This is a genomic window from Bacillus sp. JK74, assembly GCF_053663395.1.
Genome location: NZ_JBSJQB010000006.1, coordinates 109,886 through 131,269, shown reverse-complemented (window position 1 = coordinate 131,269; position 21,384 = coordinate 109,886). Strand labels below are relative to the sequence as shown.

Sequence of the window (21,384 nt, the reverse complement as noted above, 5' to 3'; positions counted from 1 at the left end):
TATGAATAATATGGTGTATGCTTCGTTTACATAAAAAGGAGGAGAATCACTTTGGCAATTGCCGCCCCGCTTAAAGAAAAACCTGTCCATCGTCCCGAGACAACCATGTATTCTATTTTGTTCATTATCGGGATCTGTCATCTGCTGAACGATTCACTGCAAGCGGTGATTCCGGCGATGTTTCCGATTTTGGAACGTTCCATGAATCTTACATTTACGCAGCTCGGAATTATCGCCTTTACGCTGAATATGGTGTCTTCCGTGATGCAGCCCGTCATCGGCTGGTATACGGATAAACGCCCGATGCCGTATGCTTTGCCGCTCGGACTCACCGCAAGCATGCTCGGCATTTTAGGTCTCGCGTTCGCCCCGTCTTTTCTGACGATTTTATGCTGTGTCTTTTTTATCGGCCTTGGCTCCGCCGTCTTTCATCCTGAAGGATCGCGTGTCGCTTACATGGCCGCCGGCGAAAAGCGCGGGTTGGCGCAATCAATTTACCAAGTCGGAGGGAATACCGGCCAGGCGATGGCGCCCTTGATTACCGCGCTGATTCTCGTTCCGCTCGGTCAATTCGGCTCTGTCTGGTTTACGCTAGTCGCCGCAATCGCTGTGCTGTTTCTCATTTATATCGCCAAATGGTATAAAGGCCGCCTGATTCATTTGCGCGCCGCAAGTAAAAAATCACCGGCCGCCGCTGTGCAGACCGTGATTACAAAACCGATTATTCTCGCCCTTATCATGATTATCTTCTTAATTTTCGCGCGCTCCTGGTATGTGAGCGCGATCGGCAACTTTTATACGTTCTATGCGATGAATGCCTATCATGTCAGCATTCAGCAGGCACAGAGCTACATCTTCGTCTTTTTATTTTTCGGAGCTGTCGGAACGTTTCTCGGCGGGCCGCTTGCAGACCGTTTCGGAAAGCGGAACGTCATCATCGTTTCCATGACGGCATCGGCTCCCTTGACGATTTTCCTTCCGTTTGCGGGACCTGTCATCGCCTATGGCGTACTGGCGCTGATCGGCGTTGTTCTGATGTCCAGCTTCTCCGTGACGGTTGTCTACGCGCAGGAGCTTGTTCCCGGCAAAATCGGAACGATGTCAGGGCTTACGGTCGGGCTCGCCTTCGGAATGGGCGCGATCGGAGCGGTTGCGCTCGGAGCTCTTATTGATTCAGCGGGATTGACGCCGACCATGACAGCCGTCGCCTTTCTGCCCGTTTTAGGTCTGCTCGCCTTTGTCCTGCCGAGCGACAAAACATTAAAAGAATGGCATTCATAAAAAAATCCCTGCCGAAAAGGCAGGGATTTTATGTTTCAACCGTATAAAAATGAGTGTCAGGAACCGCATATTTCGGAATAAACCCGTCTCTGAAATCAGGAAACGCTTTTTGAATTTCATCAATCCATTTTTTTACGTTTTTGATGTACGGGACGTAAATCATACTGACTGTCGCCTCGTCATCAATGTGATAGTACCAGCAGAGATTGAATTCGTTCTCCGTGACGAGCGTAAAGCCTGAAAAATGATAAAAAATCAGCGGGGTGTCATTGACATATACAGCCCCGTCGCGCAGGCTGACGTCATATTGCTCAATATTCCACAGCGCCGCATTCGCGCCGATCGACTCCGTGACATGAACGTGTTCAAACTGCGCGGGCCACTTTTCAACATACCTTTGGTCACCGTATGTCTTTTTTTCTTCATTCATCTCCACCGTACAATAGGAGATGCAATCCTGTCTCCACTGCCAGACCGCCCGGTACGCTTCCCCGGTATTCCGCGCGCCGACAAACCCGGTGTTGTACTGCCCCGTCAGCTTGTAATAAGACGCAAACCGTTCTGAATTGCGGTGATCCGTCAGAAAAAGGGAAGCATCCGGCTTTTCCGCAAACAGCTCGCCCGCATCTGAGAAGAAAAAGAGATCGGTGTCCAAATGGGCAAAATATTCGGCTTCATCATACTCCGTCATCACATGGAACAGAAAAGCCGGCTTCAGCGTCCAGCAATATTCATGAAACGTCCGGCCGCCCTTTGCTTCAAGCAGCTCCGGGTCCTCCATTTCATGGAGCTGAACCGCCGTGACATGTTCCCACGGCACCTGCTGAAGCAGTTCGTACGCTTTCTGATCGACACACAGCACATACAGATGAAAATCCCGGCAATGCTCATGGAGAGAATGAATCATCGGCATCAGTTTAAAGATATGCGTTCTGGAAACAATGGTTGAAAAATGATATTTACTCACCATATCACATCCAATTTATTTAAGATCCACATGCAGTAAATCAGCAGTCAGCGCTTTGAACGCCCTTGCAAAGTGCGTGACGCCCAGCTTTTTTTCCGCTTTTGCCAAAAGCTTTCCGACCTCCGGCAGCTGGAAGCTGTTCGCCGTGATCCGCGGGCTTTTCGTCTTCCAGTCCGGATCGAGGTTGCGGTCTTTAACCGCGTGCAGCAGCTCGAGAAAAATGTGCAGCAGGCTTTCATATTTCTCATAATCAAGCAGCACCTCGATGTCTGCCATTATACTGTTGGTTAACTCCGCGTCAAACGGGCCGTTAAACGCGAGGTGCACGTCAAGCGAATGAATGTCATTATACTTGTCGCACATGTACGCGATATTCGCCCTGATGTCATCAACGGAAGCGCAGTTGCTCGGATGCTCCTGATGGACGCTCATGATATCGCGCCGCAGCTGAAATCTCATTCCCGACTGATGAAGCCTGATGCCGAGATCATAATCTTCAAAGCCGTATCTGACAATGCCTTCATCAAACAGGCCGAGATCTGCCACGTGCTGCCTCTTAACTGATGAATTGTTCGTAATGAAAAAACGCCACGGCAGACGGTAGCCGTTCAAATCATCTCCGTATTTTTCCAAAATGCTTTTCAGCACCCGGATAAAGTCGGTATCTAAATCAAAGCATCGGTCAAGAAAGCTTCCGTCTCTGATGTCACTTTCATCAAGGAGCGCCTCTTTATCGCCCGGCAGCTCTTCATACAGTTCGGCGAGTTTTTCCTTATGCTCTTTTTCAAAACGGTCATAATAAAAGCTGTAAATCCGCTTCCAGAACATACCGCATACGACAAGATCGTCCCGGTTCTCATGAGCCTTGATATGCTTCGCCACCAAATCCTTTTCGGCAAGCATGTCGCTGTCATGGAAAATCAAAATATCGCCTCTGGCATTGCGGACCGCCTGATTCCGGCCGTAAGCGATCCCTCTGTTTTCTTTAATTCTTACAAAAATCAGCGGAAAATTCGCGCTGAATGATTCAAGCATGGATAAGGTTCCGTCTTCCGAACCGTTGTCAGCCACAATCACTTCGAACGGCTCTGTGCATTCCTGTTCATTCAAAGACAGCAGGCTGTTATAAAGCCTCTCCTTGGAATTATATGCGGGAACAATGACGCTTGCCTTCACTTTTCGTTCACTTCCTGTATATGATCATTTATTTGTTATCATCCTCAGATGCAAAGCCGCTGAACTCCGGGCAGACGGCGCTGACCGTCCCGATCACCCGCTTCAGAATGTCCTGATAAAGCTGATGGACAAACGGCAGGTCGGTCCGGTCCGTCTCATGAATCTGCCGAATGTCGCCGGCTGTGACGATCCGGTATCCGCTGAAATGATAGAAAATCAGCGGATTTCCGTCTTCGAGCACAAGACGCCCGTCCTTCCATGAAAACGTGTGGCGTCCGTAATTCCAATGGCCGATATTCACGCCGGGCGTGGTGATGTCACACACATTCGGGAACAGGCCGGACATGTAATCCAAGTAGCCTTGATCTCCGAATTTTCCTTCGCCCGGCGCATTTTTGCATTCTTCCAGGCAGCGTTCTTTCCACCATCTGAGACAATCTGTGCCGGCACTGTCGGTTTTGAAGCTGAGAAAACCGGAATTATACCGGCCTAAAAGACGCTGCAGCATGTCGATTTCCTGTTTTTTAAATGTGGGAATGACGATATCGCCCCGTGACAGAAGCACCGAACAATCCGGCTGATTGTCAAAAATCGCGCGCGGATCAGCGAAGAAAAACAAATCGGCATCAATGTACGTGACACGCTCTAATTCCGGATGTCCGTCCAGCACGAATTCGAGAAATACCGGCTTCACCGTCCAGCAGTATTCGCTCTGATCCCTCGTCCGCTTCAGTTCAAGGAGCTCCTCATTTTCCAGTGCGGACACCTGAATCAAGGTGACATTATCCGGCCGCATTGCCTGAAGCACGTCATAGGTGTCTTGATCCATACACAAAGTAAAAATGGGGGCGTCCGCCTGAACCGCTTTCAATGAGCCGAACAAAGCGATAGCCTGATACAGCCTTCCTTTTGATAAAACTGTGCAATATGCGCTTGTCACGTCTTTCTCTCACCTCTGTTTCTGTTACTTTTGAAAAAAGGCTTTATACCATTCGATCGTTTTTTCCAATCCTTCATCAATGGTATGCGCGGGCGTCCAATTCAGAAGCTTCCTCGCCTTTTCCGCTGATAAATATTGGTGCTTGATTTCGTGGCTTCCCTGGTTGAGCACTTTCGGCTTGAGGTCACTGTCCATCGCCTTAAGAATTTTTTCTACAAGTTCCAGCACCGTCAGCTGAATCTCATTGCTGAAGTTGAACGCTTCTCCCGCAAGATTGAGCTCCTCCATCTTTTCCGCCAGCAAAAGGTATGCCTCGACCGCATCCTCGATGTAAAAATAATCACGGATAAATGTGCCGTCGCTGCGGATTTCCGGCGCTTCACCGTTCAGCACGAGCTGAATCGTCTGCGGAATAATCCGGTTGAAGTTCAAATCTCCGCCGCCGTACAAGTTGCCGCAGCGCGTAATACAGACCGGAAGTCCGTACGTATTAAAATATGTGTGGCTTAACAAATCGGCACAGCTTTTTGATACGTCATACGGATGTTTGCCCTGAAGAGGCATGTTTTCATCGTACGGCAGTGTCGGCTGGTCGCCGTACGCTTTATCACTGGACGCGACGATCACCCGTTTGATGAGCGGATGCCTGCGGCACGCTTCAAGGATGTTCCATGTGCCGAGAATATTGGCTTCAAATGTGGAAATCGGATTGCGGTTTGCGACGCCGACGATCGCCTGAGCGGCTAAATGAAAGACCGTGTCAATTTCATATTCGCCCAGCGCCCGCTCAATCACATCCAGATCTTCAAGCGCGCCGTGCACGATATTCATTTGCTTCACTTGTTCTCCCTGATACAGGTTCGACTTGGGCACAGTGTCACGGACAAGTCCCGTCACATTAGCCCCCTGATCGATCAGTTCCTTCACCAAGCAGCTTCCTAAAAGACCTGTACATCCCGTCACAAACACATTTTTATTTTTCCAGAAACTCAAACTTGATCACCATACCTTCCATACATGTTGTCCCCGGTCCCACATCTTGTTGATTTCCAGCAGGTTTTTATACGTATCGATCGCCGTCCAGAAACCGTAATGCCGGTATACCGCCAATTCGCCGTCCTTTGCCAGCTCCTTCAGCGGTTCTTCTTCAAACATGACGTCCCTGTCTTTCGGCAGATAATCAAATACCTTCGGGCTGAGCACGAAAAATCCGCCGTTGATGATGCCGTCACTTGAGGTTTTTTCAGAAAAGCTTTTCGCCATACCGTCTTCAACCGTCAGCGTTCCGAATTGCGAGGTCTTTTCTATACCGGTGACGGTCGCCGCAGCCCCTTTTGATTGATGATAGCTGATCAGATGAAACAGGTTGATGTTGGCCAGTCCGTCCCCGTACGTCATAAGAAAGGTTTCATCACCGATGATGTCCTTCGCCTGTAAAAGCCGCCCCGCTGTCTGCGTGTGTTCCCCCGTGTCTAAAAAAGTGATTTTCCACGGCTCGGATGTTCCCAATATCCGCACTTCTCCGGTAGAGCTGTCCAGCGTCATGCTGTGATTCTTCCAGTCATAATCTAAGAAATATTCCTTAATCATCTCTCCTTTGAAACCAAGAAGCAGGATAAATTCGTTCACGCCATAGTATTGATAGAGTTTCATAATATGCCATAGAATCGGTTTGCCGCCTATCATGGCGAGCGGTTTGGGACGTTCATTGGTGATTTCGCTCATTCTCGTTCCTTTTCCGCCGCAGAGAATGACTGCTTTCATCTCTACCCCTCTTCTCTGTGAATATTGGATTCGAAACCGCCCGTATAAGAGAAACCAACCCGATAATTTGTCCGATTCTCTATCACCGGTTTCAAAATCTACTGTAAGATATGAGAGATTGGCGCCCTTTGTGACCAAAAGCTCTCTCTTTTTTCAGATTGGTGAAGATACACACAAAAAAAGAGCCTCACGGAAATTCCGTAAGGCTCTTTCTATTATTTATTATCCTGATTCAGCTTTTCTTTGCCGTAATGATATTTAGACGGATCAACCGGCGTAAAGTCGCTCAATTTGTGGAATCTGAGCAAGTCTTTGTACATCACGCTGTCAGACAGCTTCAGCTGCTCTGTGACTCTGGCTTTCAGGTTTTTCGTTTCCTGATTGCCTTTCAGTTCTTTTCCTGTCTTCGTATCGTATACGACATTGGAGATGGAAGTATATTTCGGCGTGACGTAATCTCCGTTACGGAACGTCACCGTATCATCATGGTCTTTCGAGAAGAGATCGGTGCCGAAATTAATATATTTCTTAGAATCGATGCCTTCCAAGTGAAGGATCGTCGGCACAACGTCCATTTCACCGCCGTACGTATGGTTCACCCCGCCTTTTTTGCCGGGGATGCGAAGCATAAGCGGCACACGCTGATTCTGCGCGTTTTGATAAGGCGTAATTTCTTTGCCGAGAATTTCTTTCATCGCGCGGTTATGGTTTTCAGAGATTCCGTAATGGTCTCCGTAAAGCATAATCACCGAGTTGTCATATAAACCGGATGACTTCAGATCTTTAAAGAACTGTTCAAGCGCTTCGTCAAGATAACGCGCCGTCTGGAAATAGTCATCCACAGTCGCGTCGCCCGTTTTCGCTTTTTCGATCGTTGCGTCTTTTTCATCAAGCGTAAACGGATAATGGTTCGTCAGCGTGAGCAAATGCGCGTAGAACGGCTGTTTCAGCGACTGAAGCTTCGGTATAGATTCTTTGAAGAACGGTTTATCCTTCAGTCCCATATTGACAAGGTTGTCATCAGACATATCGTATGTGCTGGCGTCAAAGAATTTATCGTAGCCGATATGTTTGTAAATCTGGTCACGGTTCCAGAATGATTTGTAGTCACCGTGTAAAACGGCGCTTGTATAGCCCTCACTTTGGTCAAGGATGGCAGGAAGCGATTGATACGTGTTTTCCCCTTTTGTCACGAAGGCTGATCCTTCAGGCAGTCCGAACAGACTGTTATCCATCATCAGCTCGGCGTCAGATGTTTTACCTTGGCCCGTTTGGTGGAAAAAGTTATCAAAGTACGTCATGTCCTCTCCGCCGCGGGCGAGTTTATTCAGGAACGGCGTGACTTCTTTTCCGTCAAGTTTGTAATTGATCAAAAATGATTGGAAGCTCTCCAGGTGAATCTTAATGATGTTCTTGCCTTTGGCCTTGCCGAAATACTCGGCGTTCGGCTTCGCATAATGCGACGATGTATAGTTTTCAACGCTCGTCAGGTCATCACTGCTGGCATATGCACGCTGTGATTCCGTCTGCGCCGTCTGTACGCCGTCATAAATCGTGTAATTATAAAGGCCTAAGTATTTTACAATGTAATTGCGGTCAAACGTTCTTGTCAGCAGCTCCGGGCGGTCCTCTTCGGCAATCGCCAGGTTCACGAAGAACAACACAATACCCGTCACGATAATTAATGACGTATACCGTTTTTTCAGCTTGAATTCCTTCAGCTCACGTCTCCACACCAGAAGCGCGATTAAAATAATAATATCAACAAAGTATAAAATATCATGGCCGGACATAATGCTGAAGATGCCGTCTCCCATATTTCCGACATTACCGGATTGCTTTAAGTTCGGGAATGTCAAGAAATCATCGAAGAATCGATAGAATAGGATATTGGCATACAAAATAAACGTCATGATGAAATCAATAATCACCATGATAATCGCTGATTTGCGGCCTTTCGCAAACAATGCCAGTCCTAAAAAGAAAATGGCGCTTGAGAACGGATTGATCACAAGCAGAAACTGCTGCGTCGGACCCTTCACCCCAAGGTTGAATTCAGCATGATAGGCTAAATACGTTTTGGCCCAAAACAAAATAATAGCCAGTACAAAAAAACTAAGTCTGTAAGAAAATAATTTCTTCATGGCAACCTCTACTTTCCTAAACACTTTAAATCTGTATTCTTACTTTTTGCTTCAATTCCTGCTTTCCAAGCAAAACGAAAGCATCACACAGCCCCATAAACACACCATTTTAAAAAACGATATATTTATCATTCGTGTCATGCCCATTGAACATCTTATCCCGCCAGCCATTAGACGCAGGATATCCGTTCTTCGTTTCACATTTTTTTCTGGCATTAAAAGGTACCGTATCAGACCCGGTCTGAAAATAGGAGATACCAAATATAAGAATAACACAAACTTCTAAAAACGAAAAATGAATATCAAAGACAGCCGCCCAACAGGCGGGCTGAAGTTATTGTATGCAAAGGGACTGAAAAACTTGAAGGTTTTTTTTGTGAGGTAAAAAAAGGACCGGAGTCATCCAGTCCTTTCCCTGTCAAATTATCGCTTAGACCCTAAAGATATACAAAAATGCTTTCTTCACGTATACCTTTTGTTTTTTATAATCCAACCATGCAGCAGAGCTGGCATTTGTGACTGCTTAAACTGTTCTCCAACACTGGTCCTTAAGGCGTCTTGCAAATTTCTGTTTCTCATTAGCGAAAAAAATTGTGAACTGGTTTCATCAAACCCGCCAATAAAGGAATTAGCTCCGTTTTTTTTCTGTTCAACAACGAGTTTTTTTCATACTTTTTAAATTGAGCCTCGACATACAGTTTTAGTTTTTCACTAATCATTTCCCGCTCTCCTTTTAGTCCCAGCTGCGTTTTAATATCTTAATTCTCACGGAGGTTTAATTTCTCGCCATTTTAATGTAATGTCTGTATCCAATTAGAGAAACTATAAATCCTAGTATTGTATAGCCCAGTACAACAAATGTTACCCATACTAGACTTTCTCCTCCAGATATCGTCGAGACCGATTGAATTAACCCTTGATGCGCCCAGTACTGAGGAAAGAGCATTCCAATAGTTTGAAGATAGCTTGGCAATTGATCATAAGGAGTCCATAAACCACATACAACAGCGGTACCTAATGCAATCACATTTGTCATGACCAAGCCGGTATTTTCAGTCTTTGCAAAGACTGAAATAGCAACTCCCCAGGATGTAACTAGTAAAGATATCAACACAACAACCCACAAATACGCCGGAAAATTATTAATTTCAATATCGTACAGAAATATTCCCAGAACGGAAAGGAGAAGAATTTGCATAAAAGTTATGACTAAAAAAGGGATGCTTTTTCCTAAGAAGAAGTTATAAGGCTTTAAAGGAGTACTTGCCAGTCTTGATACAATTCCTTTTTCCCGATCCTTTACAAAACTTATAACGATGGAGATAATAATGAATGTTGAAAAGAATACGCTCATGCCGGTTACAGATTGAGAAGCTACTAAAGTTTTGTTTGCACTGTCTGTCGTAAATAGCTCAATCAGCAATATGATGGACACAATGGGTAATATAATCGTCCAAAAAAACAGAGACTTATCCTTTAACTGTTTTAGCGTTTCAATTTGAGCGAGCGGTAACATGATAAATTCCCCCTTTATTCTTCATCACGCAAATCAGTGCCGGTAAGTTTAAAGAATACATCTTCTAATTTTGGCTTATATAAAAACAACTGATGAGGCACAATATTGTTTTCCTTACTGACCCTAATTAAGCGCTCCATGGTTTCTAAAGGTTCTTTGGTTTTTATTATCAACCCTGAATTAACGACTGAAAACTCAAAACCATGGCTCTTTATTAATTCAGGAGACAATGAGGAGTTAAACATAATAGATGATTCTTCATGTCGTTTAAGCAGTTCATTTATTTCTCCTTCATCGATAATTTGCCCTCTGTCGATAAAAGCTACATAGTCACAAAGAGTTTCAATCTCTTCCATGTAATGACTCACATAAATAATGGTTTTACCGGCTTTTTTGAGTCGATTTACGATTTTAAAAATGTAGCGGCGTGATTGCGGGTCCACACCTACCGTCGGCTCATCTAGAATAATTAAGTCTGGATCGTGCATTAATGCACACCCGATATTTAAACGGCGCTTCATTCCTCCAGAAAAGTTCTCCACAACGTCGTTTGCCCTTTCTAACAACCCGATATCTTCTAACAGTTTTTTTGTTGTTTGCTTTAGTTTTAAGCCATTCAGCCTGTGTAACTTTCCGAAAAATTCCATATTGGTTTTTGCGGTTAATTTTTCTTCAAGGCTGATATCCTGCGGAACATAACCCAGCCTGCCATTTTCCTTGCCGACAAATTCAACCTTACCGTCATATTCGCGGATGATGCGCGAGATGATCTTAATTAAGGTAGATTTGCCGGATCCGTTCGGTCCAACAAGTCCATAGCAGACTCCTTTCGGAATTGTTAAAGCAACATTGTCCAAAGCCAGAGTCGTGCCATAGCGCTTACTTATATGTTCAACTTGCAGCATTTACACCATGCCCCCACTGTTATTTATTTTAAATATGGATTCAATCGTATTAATGTACTCCTTGTAGGCTGCTTTCCCTTCTTTCGTGATCTGAACAATAGTCTTCGGCTTTTTGGATACGAACTTCTTGGTTAGTTCTATATAAGCTGCATCTTCTAACTTTTTCAGATGCGAACCTAAATTCCCATCTGTGATGTCTAATGACTTTTTCAGGAAAGTAAAATCACATTGATCATAAGTCATCAATAAACTCATAATTCCCAACCGCACTTTGGCATGTATTAAATCATTGATATTGTTAACATTACTCATTTCCTTGCCCTTTTCTTTTCAAAATCATTCCTGTAAGTAATAGGCTGCCTCCGCCAATAAATGCAAAAACAATATTCATTGCATCAGGAAATAGGCAGAATGTAAGCATACCGAGTATGCTCAGCCAAAATCCCATAACAAAAATCTCTTTTGTTAACACGATGCCTAAGAATATGTACATAATAGACACCATTAAAACAATCAAAAACGATAGAAATTCTCCTGTTCGCGGCAATAATCCCATTAAAAACAGGAAAACAAAAATGCATACCACTAATATGAATCCAATCCAAGCATATTTTAATTGATTCTTTAAGAAAGTGGGCATAGGATCAAATTGTTTCTGCTTAAGATATGTCTTCAAAGTCAGTATCCATCCTAATACTGCCAGTATTAACCAGACACAAGCAAGGACTACAGAAAGTACCTTAAATAAAGAAACGGAATACGCAATAATCCATATACAGCCCCAAATAATGAAATATGGACTGGTTTGCCTTGAGTACTCAGTCTTGTAATTCGTCAAGACTTTGATATGAGATAAGTTTTCAGCTATCTCTGATTCACGAAAATTCTGATTTGACATAAGACAGGCTCCTCTTTTCGCAAAGTACTTTGTGAAACAGAGTATATTCTAATTCCATATATTTGTAAAGAGGTTTTATCCAAAATAGGCGCAACTATTTAGTCTTGGGAACAGCAGATGGGACTCTTTGCGCCGGTATGCTTCCATTACAGCATGAGACGTCCTTTATATAAGCATCCTAATAAAAAAGAGAAGCCTGCTGATCTTCAACTCAATAGATAGCATGCAATGGCTGTCTGAATTTCTGGCTAACGGAGGAACATATGGTAAAACTTTTAAGCCACACTTCTGATGACAATTTCTGCAGGTTTTAGAAATGACCAAAATAGAAGGTCCGGGAGTCAAGCAGGGAAGATATCTTGACCAGGTGTGGTTGGACAAGCCGAATGTATATCGATTGGAAAGCAATTCATTTTATTGAAGGAAAAAGGACTGGAGTCATCCAGTCCTTTTCATCACATCGGTCAAATCCCCGCCCAAACATCTTTTGCGTAAATGCCTTTTGTCTGGAGGTCCAAAAGCCATTCTTGCGCTTGCCGTTCGTCTGTTTCGTGGACCGACTGATACGCTTTTTGCAGCGTTGCCTCTACATCGGGCGCCATTTTGCTGCCGTCGCCGCATACGTAGAGGTGCCCTCCCCGGCCGAGGATGGAAATTAAAGCGCCGGCGTCTTTCGCCATTAAGTGCTGCACATACGTTTTCGGTACGCCTTCTTTGCGGGAGAAAGCCGTATGAAGCGTCACGATTCCGTCTTTTTCATAAGCTTCAAGCTCATCACGGTAAATAAAATCATGATCGTTTCTGCATCCGAAATACAGACGAGCCTCGCCCAGCTCTTTTCCTTCTTTTTTTAACGCCGCGCGGGCCTGCAGAAATCCGCGGAACGGGGCGACTCCTGTGCCGGGACCGACCATAATAATCGGTTTTTCCGGATCTTCCGGCAGCCGGAATCGTGTTTCCGGAGTGCGGACAAACATCACGATACCATCCTCAGGGCGGCGGTCCGCTAAATAATTCGAAGCAACTCCGCGATACTCACCCAAACCGCTCCGGGCGGGGCCGCGAACGACACCGACGGTAATTGAGGCCTGCCCGGGATGTTTCCGCGGCGAACTTGAAATCGAATAATACCGCGGCTTCAGCGGGCGCAAAAGCTCCAGAAATCGCTCAAACGGAAGTTCACACGCTTCATATTTTTCAAGGAGATCGAGCATTGAGACGCGCGATGTTAAGATTTGCTCCTGATAGACGCCCTCCTCAAGAAAATCTTCCAATTCCCGTTTGTGCGGCGGACAGACCGTATAAGCGGCCATTTCCCGGATTTGGGCCCTTGATGCCGCTTCCTGCAATTCGACACAGCTGCTCAGAAGATCATGCAGCCTGACCGGCCGATCGAGCGGGAGATGAGCCGCGCTCTGTCCGCTGGCCGTCAGCAGCACTTGATCATTCCCGTTCAGATTGAACCGGCGGAGAACACGGCTGACCTGCTCTTTGCTGTTTACCGGCAGCACGCCGAGATGATCCCCTTCATGATAGGCAGCCTCTTTCGGCAGAGTGATTTCAATATGCCTTGTGCTCCGGCCGCTTTCCGGCGCCTGAAGTTCCCTGTTTTCCGCAACGGATGCGTAAACCGCCTCATACGTCTTTGCCAAAGGAGACCCGCCAAGCCCGCTGACAAATTGAAGACCCAGCGCACTTCGCTCTTTTTCGGCATTTTCATTCAGCTTGAGACCGAATGCCTTCATGGCGTCCGTCCACATGCTTTTTTTCCATTCATCAAGCTTTCCTTCAAAATCGCCGCTGACGTCCCCTTCACCCCGGGAGGAGAAGCGTTCCGCCCCTTTTTCGGCAAGCTTCTCATCAATCAGTCTCGGCACAGCCTGATATGTCGCCGCCCAGTTATGATCACCGCAGCCGAAGACGGCATATCGGACGCCTTCCAGTTCCCCGGGTTTGACTTCTTCAAGCCATTGAACGAATTGTCCCGCGTTGCTCGGAGGCTTTCCGTTATAAGAGGACGTAATGATCAAGAGCGCTCCTTCTTTCGGCAGTTTTCCGATCCGGTCATTTAAAGGCGCCGTTTCAGTCCGGACGCCGTGCATTCCGGCAGTATCGGCAAGCTCCCGCGCCACGCCTTCTGCGGTTCCCGTATCTGAGCCGTACAAAATCAGAAGCGGTCGGTTATCAAGCCCGATAATGGATGCGCCTTTTGTTTCCCGTTTTTCTTTTTCGACGTCTTCCGCCGCTTTTTCAGCCGCCGGGAGAGCTGCCGCAACGGCTCCTTTGTTTCTCGGCCGCACCCGGATATGAAAGTCGCCGGGCTTGATCGTCAGTGTCTGTTTAATATCGAGCTCATAATCGGTGTGATCGATAAAGGTAAAATGCTGCAGAATCATCCCCAGAACAAGAGTTGCTTCATGCAGGGCGAACTGCATACCGATACACGCCCTCTGACCGTTTCCGAACGGCTTGTACGCATGGTGAGGCACTTGATCAGGATGTTCAAACCGCTCCGGATAAAATTCCTCCGCATTGTCTCCCCACGCGTCTTTATCACGGTGAAGCTGGGGAATTAAGACGGAAATTCTGTCTTTCGGCGTGATCGGATATTTCCCGCCGATCACCGTATCCTCTTTCGCATAAAGGCTGAACGCAGGCGCGGTCGGCCATAAGCGCAATGACTCCTGCAATATCATCCGGATATAACTAAGCTCCAGTACTTGTTTATAAGAAGGAACGGGATCGGTCAAAACCCGATCGGCTTCTTCATAGGCTTTTTCCAAAACACGGGGATGTTTCAGCAGAAAGTAGATGGCAAAGGAAAGCAGGCCGCTGGTCGTTTCGTGGCCGGCAATTAAAAACGTGATGATTTGAAACCGGATATTTTCATCATCAAGTTTTTCGCCCGTTTCCGGGTCTTCCACATTCAGCATTCTGGCCAGCAGATCCTTTTCATCCCGGCCGCCTGACCGGCGCTCTGCGATAATACTGTCTACTAACGAAAACATCGCCTGAATGTCATGATGAAATTGGCGCTTCGTCCTGATCATGAGCTTATCCTGAACATCAAGGCGCTGCATTTGGTGCATCGCTTCATCAAGGGCGCGCACCATGCTGTTGATAAACGGATGAGGCGTTTCCCTGTAATAGCTGTTAAACCGATAGTTAAAGCCGCAAAGCCCGATCGTATCGAGCGTCAGGCGGGTCATATCGGCAGGCACATCAACGGCCTCATCCGGGTTCAGCCTAGCCCATTTTTGAATCAGCTGCACCGCGATATCAGTCATCATCGAATGATAATCTTTCATCGCGCGCTGGCTGAAGGTCGGCATCAGAATATTATGCGCCTTTCGCCAGTTAGGCTCATGCGTCCAGCTTGTAAACAGCCCGTCACCGGAAAACGCCCGGACTTTCTCCAAAGCCCCTTCAATGCTTTTATCGAACCGCTCTTCATCACAAACCTCTTTCACCAGTTCATGTCCGGACACGACGATAATGGCGCCCGCCGGGGTATGCAGCTGAAAAATAGGCCCCTGCTCGTTTGCCAGTTTGATCAGCGACATTGTAGGCTTGTCTTTATCAAGCAAAGGAAGATTGCCGAGCGGACCGAATGTCTTCGGCTGCGGAATCGGACCTGTTTCCTTCATGAATAACACCCTTTCTTACACATTGATGCGTTCCTTCCAACTACAGTGCCCTTTTCACCGGCCGATTATCCGCCGTTACGGATCAATCCCCGGATTGACGATCAATAACGGTTTTTTCTATACTGGAGAGGCTTGTCAAATACAGAAATAAGGTGAGTTCACATATGGATTTTGAAATCAAGTTTTTATCGTTTTATGTCATTCAAGTGGAAGGAAAAGACGAACAGGCAAATAAACAGTTCAAACATTTCCAGACCCTTGACACGGAAGAATTTGAAGAAAGCGAGCTGAAGCATTTTCTTGACGGGGAATTGAAGAAAATCGTCAAACGGAAAGCCGAACGGCATCCGCAATCCGAGCAGGTCCCCACAAAAATCGGCCATTTTATCACGGAGCCGGGCCATGAGCTTGATTCAAATCCGAATTACAACCTTTTCAACCGCGCCAGACTTGCGGATACGAAGGAAGCATTTATCGAGGCAAGCGAGCAGTTCGTCCGTACTTATCTTGACACGAGCGCCGTGCGCGGCGGTGTTTTTATCGTGGCATCGGCCGTTCCGCGCAAATATTTTGAGGACAAATTCGTCTTTATGATGAAATGCGATTTCGAGCCGAAGGTCGCCCGCATCTCAGACGCCTCGTCTCTCATTAAAAAGGTCGAAATGGCCATCACGACAAAAAACATGAAAAGCATTCAATATCCGTATATGCCGGAAGAAGGCATGACGGAAGAGCATGAGCTGAAAATCCACCAGGCCTCGCACGCCCGTTATTTCGAAGATTTTCTCAAATTTGTCGAATATGGCGAATCGATGCCGGAAATCATGAAAAACCAAGTCATGAACATGGTGCAGGAGCACGTGTATGAAACTTTTGAAGAAAACAGCGAAGAGCTTCAGCAGTTTGAGCACGACATTGAAATTTGGGAAGCGAGTGAAAAGCGGGAAATTCAGGAGCGCCTCGACACCCATCAAGTCATCGAGGCATCCGCGCAGATCATTGAACACACGCCGGAAGCCGAGCTGAAAATGAAAGTCGGAGAAACAGAGATTAAAGGATTACTGGCTGATTTCGGCGAATCCATCCATCTCGCAAAAGTGAACGGGCGCTATGTCGCGCTCATTGAGGCGGAGACGATCTCGTTTGAAAAAGGCAGTTCGCCGGTGGAGTTTCACAAGCCTGAGGGGCTGCATGAGGTGATTGAGCGGATACGGAATAAATCTGAACAAGACTGACAAAAGTCCAGACGCCATGTTCTGGACTTTCTTTATTTAATAAGGCTCTTTGAGCAATCGATAGCATTCACCGATGATGTCTTGGACGCCGGGCGTTCCCTTTATCTCGCGGCGGACGATTTCAGATGAGAGATTCTGCACCTGTAATGCCCGCTCCGCCCGTCTTTCAAAGTATGATTGACATGCAGTTTCATGGTTTTCGTGCTTTTGCAGTTCTTCACTAAGCACAATCGCGTCTTCAATCGCCATCGCCGCTCCCTGCGCCAATGTCGGCGCTCCTGCATGGACGGCATCCCCGCCCAGAACGACGCGGCCTCTGTGCCACGGTTCTTTGACCGCCATCTGCTCAATCTTATGAAACAAAACGGGATATTCCCTTGACATATTCTCTGTCACAAACTTTACTCCCGGAATTCCGCGCAGCAAGTCTCTCACCCGTTCAAAACGTGTGTCCTCGTCATCCCTGAAGTCAGCGTCATACGGCCGGATGATAAATACGTATCCTGTTTTTTCAGAGAGCGGCACGACCCCGACCTGCGTCTGCCCTTTTTTATACATCAGTGTTGAATCATGAAAAACCGGCTCGGGAAAAGAAATGTAAAATCTGTGCGCTCCCATGCCGAGATACTCTGTTTTCACTTCCCTTTGCAGCATTTGATCGCGGACAGCGGAGCGGATGCCGTCAAAGCCGGCGAGAATGTCAGCCGTCATCGCGGTTCCGTCTCCACAATGCACCGTTATTTCATCTGCCGTTTCTTCGTAAGACACGACTTTTTTACCGGGCAGAATCGTGACTCCCGCCGCTTCAGCATGCTTCCTGAGGATATCGTTTAATGTTTGCCGCAATATATTATTCCGCCCCGGCAATGTATCATCTAAAAACGCCTCACTCACTTTAAACTGCAGCGTTCCGTTTTCATCATGCTGCTTCAGCCAATCCGTTTGAAAGCCGTGTTGACAGCATTCATCATACACACCGATTTCCCGAAGCACCCGAAGCGCATTTTGAGGCTGAAGAATGCCCGCTCCGCTTTTTCGCATGTCGGACGCCGCCTCGCAAAGGGTTACTTCAAAACCTGCTCTGCCGAGAGAAATCGCTGCGGACAGGCCGCCGATCCCTCCGCCCGCTATGATGATCTTTTTCACTTCATGGTTCATCACGATACCGCCTTCTCTATTTATTTATCATTCATTAACTATTAGTCACCTTACTATATAGGCTGAAAAACTGTCAATCTTTATAGGTTGCCTTTTGAATCCGGCAAGCTTATACTTTGAATCACTAAAATGGTACGGAGGCTTACAAAAATGGAGTTGAGACATTTGCCGGATTACTCGCAGATTGCCGGACGCGCTGAGATTTACGCCGATATGGATGCTGAATCATTGAAAACATTTTTGACGTTATTTGATATGTCTAAAAAAATGAATCAGGTCATGGAGCATTATTTCTCAAGTCACGGATTGTCCGAAGGGAAATTCAAAATTTTAATGTTTCTGTTTGACGAACCCGGCCACAGCCTGAGTCCGACGGAGCTGGCGAAAAAATCCAATGTCACCAAAGCGACCATCACCGGATTGATCGACGGACTCGCACGGGACGGCTTTGTAAACCGCAGCCGGCATACCGGTGACAGACGAAAAATCAGCATCGAACTTACAAGGGAAGGAAAAGAAAAGCTGATGCTGTTTCTTCCCGGCCACTTCTCCAACATTTCAGCAGTCATGGAAAGCTTCACTGCTGGAGAAAAAGCGGAATTGACAAAAATGCTTGAAGTTTTATTTGATAAGCTTCTGCTGTTTTCCGGAGACAGAACATAAAGAAGTATCGTAAAAACAAAGGCAAATTTCTATGAGATAGAAATTGAAGTAAAAAGATGAGGGTTATAAAAAAACAGCCTGCACATTTGTTTGTTCAGGCTGTTTCAGAAGAAATAATTTTAAAATTACTTTCTCTTCACTATAAATGCAGGTGTTTTAATGCTGGAAGTTACATTTGTATATCGATTTTTAGTCTTCAACCTCACTCTCACACTATTTGATCCTTTTTTTAACGATTTTTGATTTGAGAGTTTAAATACTTTTTTAGGTGTTGAGTGACTGAAAGAACCTTTCTTTGTTTCATTAGCCACCCATTTTGAACCGTTCCAAACATCAATTGTCATGGAATAATCAAATGTTGCGATTGTCCCGCCCCCATATGATGCTACACAATCAATAGAAGTAGCTTTTGCAGAATAAGAATCCGCATCGGTACAAACTCTCAATACATATGTTGCATAATCTGTACTACAAGGCATAATATCCTTCCCCTTTCAAATTTTTTGAAACAGGTTTGTTATTATGACAAACCCTCCGTTCACTTCTAGCTGGCAAACGTATGACAAAGGGGATCTCATGGCTTATGAGATTAAAAATTCAAAACTCTTAGAATTAACAAAAGGCGCCCCTCTCAGCAGGGCGCCTTTTTCGCGCGGTTAATCATCACTGTTTAAAATCCCGAAAAACCGAAGCAGGTTGATAAACAAGTTGATAAAGTCGATATAAAGCGTCAATGCCATCAAAGGAATCAGGTCAGCCGTGATGTCCCGGTGCTTGATCTGGTTCAGATCGTATAAGATGTACATTGAAAACACAATCGTTCCGATGACGGAATACGCCATCATGGCGGCGGAATTCAGCGGGCTGAAAATATTAAAGATCCCCACTGCGAGAAGCGCGATAAGAGCGACAAGCAAGAAGGACCATAAAAACGACAAGTCCTTTTTCGTCTTAGCGCCGATCGTGCCGAGCACCGCAAAAATCACAAACGAAGAACCGAATGCCTCCAATACGACATAGGCTCCGGCTGCGGACGCATAATGGCTGATGATCGGAAACAGCGTCATTCCGGAAATAAAAGCGAATGAAAAGACAAACACATATCCGACGGCTTTTTTTCGGCGCAGCCAAAATGCGGCGATGATCATGACGACCTCTAAGACCGACAGCGGCAGCATCAATGCCGGCGGAATGAACTGGCCCGTATACAGGCCGATTGTCGCAACTAACAGTGTAAACACAAATACCGTTATAATGCGCTGCATAATAGATTGTTTGCTCTCATAAGCAGCAGTTTGCATGTCAAAAGTCCTCCCAAAAAATGATTGTGATAGGTCTATTATAAATAAAATGGGAGAAATTTGCATGATTTTAAGAAGATTTTAAGGATGTCAGGCCTGACGTTTTGCTGCGCACTCCTGCATATCCATGAAATCATGCAGTTTTTTCGTCAATCCGCCGTGCCCGAATCGGATATTCCCCTTCTGCCCCGGCGTTTTCACGAAATCAAGGAATGCCAGCACATAAAGACGCCTGACGGGAATCGGAATGACGCCCGCATCATAAAACCAGCCGTCAATTGTATTGAGCACGCCTTTATTTATGCCGTATTGCTTCGTGCACCAATGCAGAAAGCGCACTTCGGGCAGGTGCAGATACCGGCTCTCCCGGAAAGGAACAGTTGAATGCTTCATATGTACCGCCTCCTGTCATTGGCTGTTTTTTAAGATTGTTTTACTTCTTTGCTCTTCAGGGAAAATCGATATTTCTCCACCTTATCAATTTGTGTCACTTGGGAATTATGAACCGTAATCTGAACAGTCCCGAAATCGAGCGTTTCCAGCGCACTGATAATCTTTTCGATCACATGCGGATCTACGTTTCCTTTGGACGTCATCATGCTCCCCCTTTATGTCTGGCCGTTCGTCTTTTGACAATGAGTGTTTTAATTCATACTATTCTGATAAGAAATATATAATTATACTATTATGTTTTCATTCAGAAATCAACAGCATTTACACAATTTTCGGATATGTTTTCTTTGCGAAAACTTTCACTTCCTTCGCTTTGACATAAACCGTGTCGCCGACGCCCGCCCCCAAGGCGTCATATTGCTCTTTTGAGAGCTCAATCTCCAAGTGCTGGCCTGTGTCGGTACGGACGGCTTCCAATCTGACGGACGGTCCGATGGCACGGATATGAGCCGCCTTTGCTTCAAATGAATGCAGACCGGACGGTTTTTTTTCTACGGTAAAATGGTGCGGCCTCACATAAGCGATCCCCTTGTCCTGATCAGCATGCCCGACAGGTATTGCCGCGTTTCCGGTGATCAGCTTTCCTTCCTCCACTCTTCCTTCAAATACGTTGACACTGCCGAGAAAGTCGTACACAAACGGATTTGCGGGGTGATCATACACCTCCTGCGGCGTTCCGATCTGTTCAATCGCACCTTCATTCATAATGACGATGCGGTCGGCCACATCAAGCGCTTCTTCCTGGTCGTGAGTGACGAAAATACTTGTCATGCCGAATTCATCATGAAGCCGTCTGAGCCATTGCCTTAACTCTTTTCTTACTTTGGCGTCAAGCGCGCCGAACGGTTCATCCAACAGCAGAATGTTCGGTTCTACGGCCAAGGCGCGTGCGAGGGCGGCTCTTTGTCTTTGTCCGCCTGACAGCTGCGGGGGATAGCGCTTTTCATAAGGTTCCAGTTTCACAAGCGCCAGAAGCTCTCTCACCTTTTCGGCAATTTCCTTTTTGGCGGGACGCTGCTTTCGCGGACGGACTTTTAATCCGTAGGCGACATTTTCAAAAATCGTCATCTTGCTGAATAACGCATAGTGCTGAAACACAAAACCGACATGTCTGCTTTTTACATGCGTATCCGTCACATCTTGTTTTCCGAACAGGACACGCCCCCCATCCGCCTGCTCGAGGCCGGCAATGACTCTCAATAATGACGTTTTGCCTGAGCCTGACGGACCGAGAAGCGCAACCAGCTCGCCATTATTGACGTGAAGATTGATATCCCGCAATGCCTGATAGTTTCCGTAATGCTTAGAAATACTGTCGATCGTAATCTCCATAATG

Annotated in this window: 20 protein-coding genes; 3 read left to right on the top strand and 17 right to left on the bottom strand. The window is 46.2% G+C overall.

Annotated elements, in window-relative coordinates; genetic code table 11:
• Window positions 1-51: 51 nt before the first annotated feature.
• The gene (locus ACWJJ5_RS16575; RefSeq protein WP_003155670.1) at window positions 52-1,281 is read left to right on the top strand and encodes an MFS transporter; all 1,230 of its coding nucleotides are present in this window, start codon (window positions 52-54) and stop codon (window positions 1,279-1,281) included.
• Window positions 1,282-1,309: 28 nt separating this feature from the next.
• Here the strand turns inward: ACWJJ5_RS16575 and ACWJJ5_RS16570 are convergent, their stop codons facing one another.
• The 11 genes from ACWJJ5_RS16570 to ACWJJ5_RS16520 all read right to left on the bottom strand — a co-directional run bounded on the left by ACWJJ5_RS16570 (window position 1,310) and on the right by ACWJJ5_RS16520 (window position 15,238).
• The gene (locus tag ACWJJ5_RS16570) at window positions 1,310-2,248 is read right to left on the bottom strand and encodes a putative nucleotide-diphospho-sugar transferase (RefSeq protein ID WP_003155671.1); all 939 of its coding nucleotides are present in this window, start codon (window positions 2,246-2,248) and stop codon (window positions 1,310-1,312) included.
• A 15-nt stretch (window positions 2,249-2,263) separates the two neighbouring features.
• The gene (locus ACWJJ5_RS16565) at window positions 2,264-3,424 is read right to left on the bottom strand and encodes a glycosyltransferase family 2 protein (protein ID WP_172614525.1); all 1,161 of its coding nucleotides are present in this window, start codon (window positions 3,422-3,424) and stop codon (window positions 2,264-2,266) included.
• A 28-nt stretch (window positions 3,425-3,452) separates the two neighbouring features.
• Window positions 3,453-4,364 carry a putative nucleotide-diphospho-sugar transferase gene (locus ACWJJ5_RS16560; protein WP_232213484.1) on the bottom strand — a complete coding sequence of 304 codons (912 nt, stop codon included), beginning with the start codon at window positions 4,362-4,364 and terminating at the stop codon, window positions 3,453-3,455.
• Window positions 4,365-4,388: 24 nt separating this feature from the next.
• Complete coding sequence (locus ACWJJ5_RS16555; protein WP_032865771.1) at window positions 4,389-5,357, bottom strand: GDP-mannose 4,6-dehydratase; 969 nt, start codon at window positions 5,355-5,357, stop codon at window positions 4,389-4,391.
• Between the two features lie 6 nt (window positions 5,358-5,363).
• Entirely contained in the window at window positions 5,364-6,128 is a 765-nt protein-coding gene (locus tag ACWJJ5_RS16550) for a glucose-1-phosphate cytidylyltransferase (RefSeq protein WP_003155676.1), read from the bottom strand.
• Window positions 6,129-6,343: 215 nt separating this feature from the next.
• Window positions 6,344-8,272 carry an LTA synthase family protein gene (locus ACWJJ5_RS16545; protein WP_003155677.1) on the bottom strand — a complete coding sequence of 643 codons (1,929 nt, stop codon included), beginning with the start codon at window positions 8,270-8,272 and terminating at the stop codon, window positions 6,344-6,346.
• Window positions 8,273-9,047: 775 nt separating this feature from the next.
• Window positions 9,048-9,788, bottom strand: a complete 741-nt coding sequence (locus ACWJJ5_RS16540) for an ABC transporter permease (protein WP_077721926.1) — start codon at window positions 9,786-9,788, stop codon at window positions 9,048-9,050.
• A gap of 14 nt (window positions 9,789-9,802) precedes the next feature.
• The gene (locus tag ACWJJ5_RS16535; RefSeq protein ID WP_167859962.1) at window positions 9,803-10,693 is read right to left on the bottom strand and encodes an ABC transporter ATP-binding protein; all 891 of its coding nucleotides are present in this window, start codon (window positions 10,691-10,693) and stop codon (window positions 9,803-9,805) included.
• On the bottom strand, window positions 10,694-11,005 hold the full coding sequence (locus tag ACWJJ5_RS16530) for a winged helix-turn-helix domain-containing protein (RefSeq protein WP_007609957.1): 312 nt from the start codon (window positions 11,003-11,005) through the stop codon (window positions 10,694-10,696).
• Window positions 10,998-11,591: a hypothetical protein gene (locus ACWJJ5_RS16525; RefSeq protein WP_077721924.1), complete on the bottom strand. Its 594-nt coding sequence runs from the start codon at window positions 11,589-11,591 to the stop codon at window positions 10,998-11,000. The genes ACWJJ5_RS16530 and ACWJJ5_RS16525 overlap by 8 nt, the downstream gene beginning before the upstream one ends.
• 464 nt (window positions 11,592-12,055) lie before the next feature.
• Window positions 12,056-15,238: a bifunctional cytochrome P450/NADPH--P450 reductase gene (locus ACWJJ5_RS16520; RefSeq protein ID WP_454022551.1), complete on the bottom strand. Its 3,183-nt coding sequence runs from the start codon at window positions 15,236-15,238 to the stop codon at window positions 12,056-12,058.
• A gap of 164 nt (window positions 15,239-15,402) precedes the next feature.
• Between ACWJJ5_RS16520 and ACWJJ5_RS16515 the strand changes: the two genes are divergently transcribed.
• The gene (locus ACWJJ5_RS16515; RefSeq protein ID WP_326355118.1) at window positions 15,403-16,473 is read left to right on the top strand and encodes a DUF3900 domain-containing protein; all 1,071 of its coding nucleotides are present in this window, start codon (window positions 15,403-15,405) and stop codon (window positions 16,471-16,473) included.
• A 36-nt stretch (window positions 16,474-16,509) separates the two neighbouring features.
• Here the strand turns inward: ACWJJ5_RS16515 and ACWJJ5_RS16510 are convergent, their stop codons facing one another.
• A complete protein-coding gene (locus tag ACWJJ5_RS16510) occupies window positions 16,510-17,631 on the bottom strand; it encodes an FAD-dependent oxidoreductase (RefSeq protein ID WP_070081486.1) in 1,122 nt (373 codons plus the stop codon).
• 150 nt (window positions 17,632-17,781) lie between these two features.
• Here ACWJJ5_RS16510 and ACWJJ5_RS16505 point away from each other — a divergent pair, with 150 nt between their 5' ends.
• Window positions 17,782-18,294, top strand: coding sequence for a MarR family winged helix-turn-helix transcriptional regulator (locus ACWJJ5_RS16505; protein ID WP_060674495.1), 513 nt, complete (start codon window positions 17,782-17,784; stop codon window positions 18,292-18,294).
• 125 nt (window positions 18,295-18,419) lie between these two features.
• On the opposite strand, the gene ACWJJ5_RS16500 is transcribed toward ACWJJ5_RS16505, so the two are convergent.
• The 5 genes from ACWJJ5_RS16500 to ACWJJ5_RS16480 form a co-directional block, all read right to left on the bottom strand.
• On the bottom strand, window positions 18,420-18,773 hold the full coding sequence (locus tag ACWJJ5_RS16500) for a hypothetical protein (RefSeq protein ID WP_015416996.1): 354 nt from the start codon (window positions 18,771-18,773) through the stop codon (window positions 18,420-18,422).
• 177 nt (window positions 18,774-18,950) lie between these two features.
• A complete protein-coding gene (locus ACWJJ5_RS16495; protein ID WP_014304571.1) occupies window positions 18,951-19,595 on the bottom strand; it encodes a Bax inhibitor-1/YccA family protein in 645 nt (214 codons plus the stop codon).
• 90 nt (window positions 19,596-19,685) lie between these two features.
• Window positions 19,686-19,988, bottom strand: coding sequence for a hypothetical protein (locus ACWJJ5_RS16490; protein WP_003155691.1), 303 nt, complete (start codon window positions 19,986-19,988; stop codon window positions 19,686-19,688).
• A gap of 29 nt (window positions 19,989-20,017) precedes the next feature.
• Window positions 20,018-20,191, bottom strand: a complete 174-nt coding sequence (locus tag ACWJJ5_RS16485) for a YezD family protein (RefSeq protein ID WP_003155693.1) — start codon at window positions 20,189-20,191, stop codon at window positions 20,018-20,020.
• Between the two features lie 118 nt (window positions 20,192-20,309).
• A complete protein-coding gene (locus ACWJJ5_RS16480; RefSeq protein WP_077721922.1) occupies window positions 20,310-21,380 on the bottom strand; it encodes a sulfate/molybdate ABC transporter ATP-binding protein in 1,071 nt (356 codons plus the stop codon).
• Window positions 21,381-21,384: the final 4 nt, after the last annotated feature.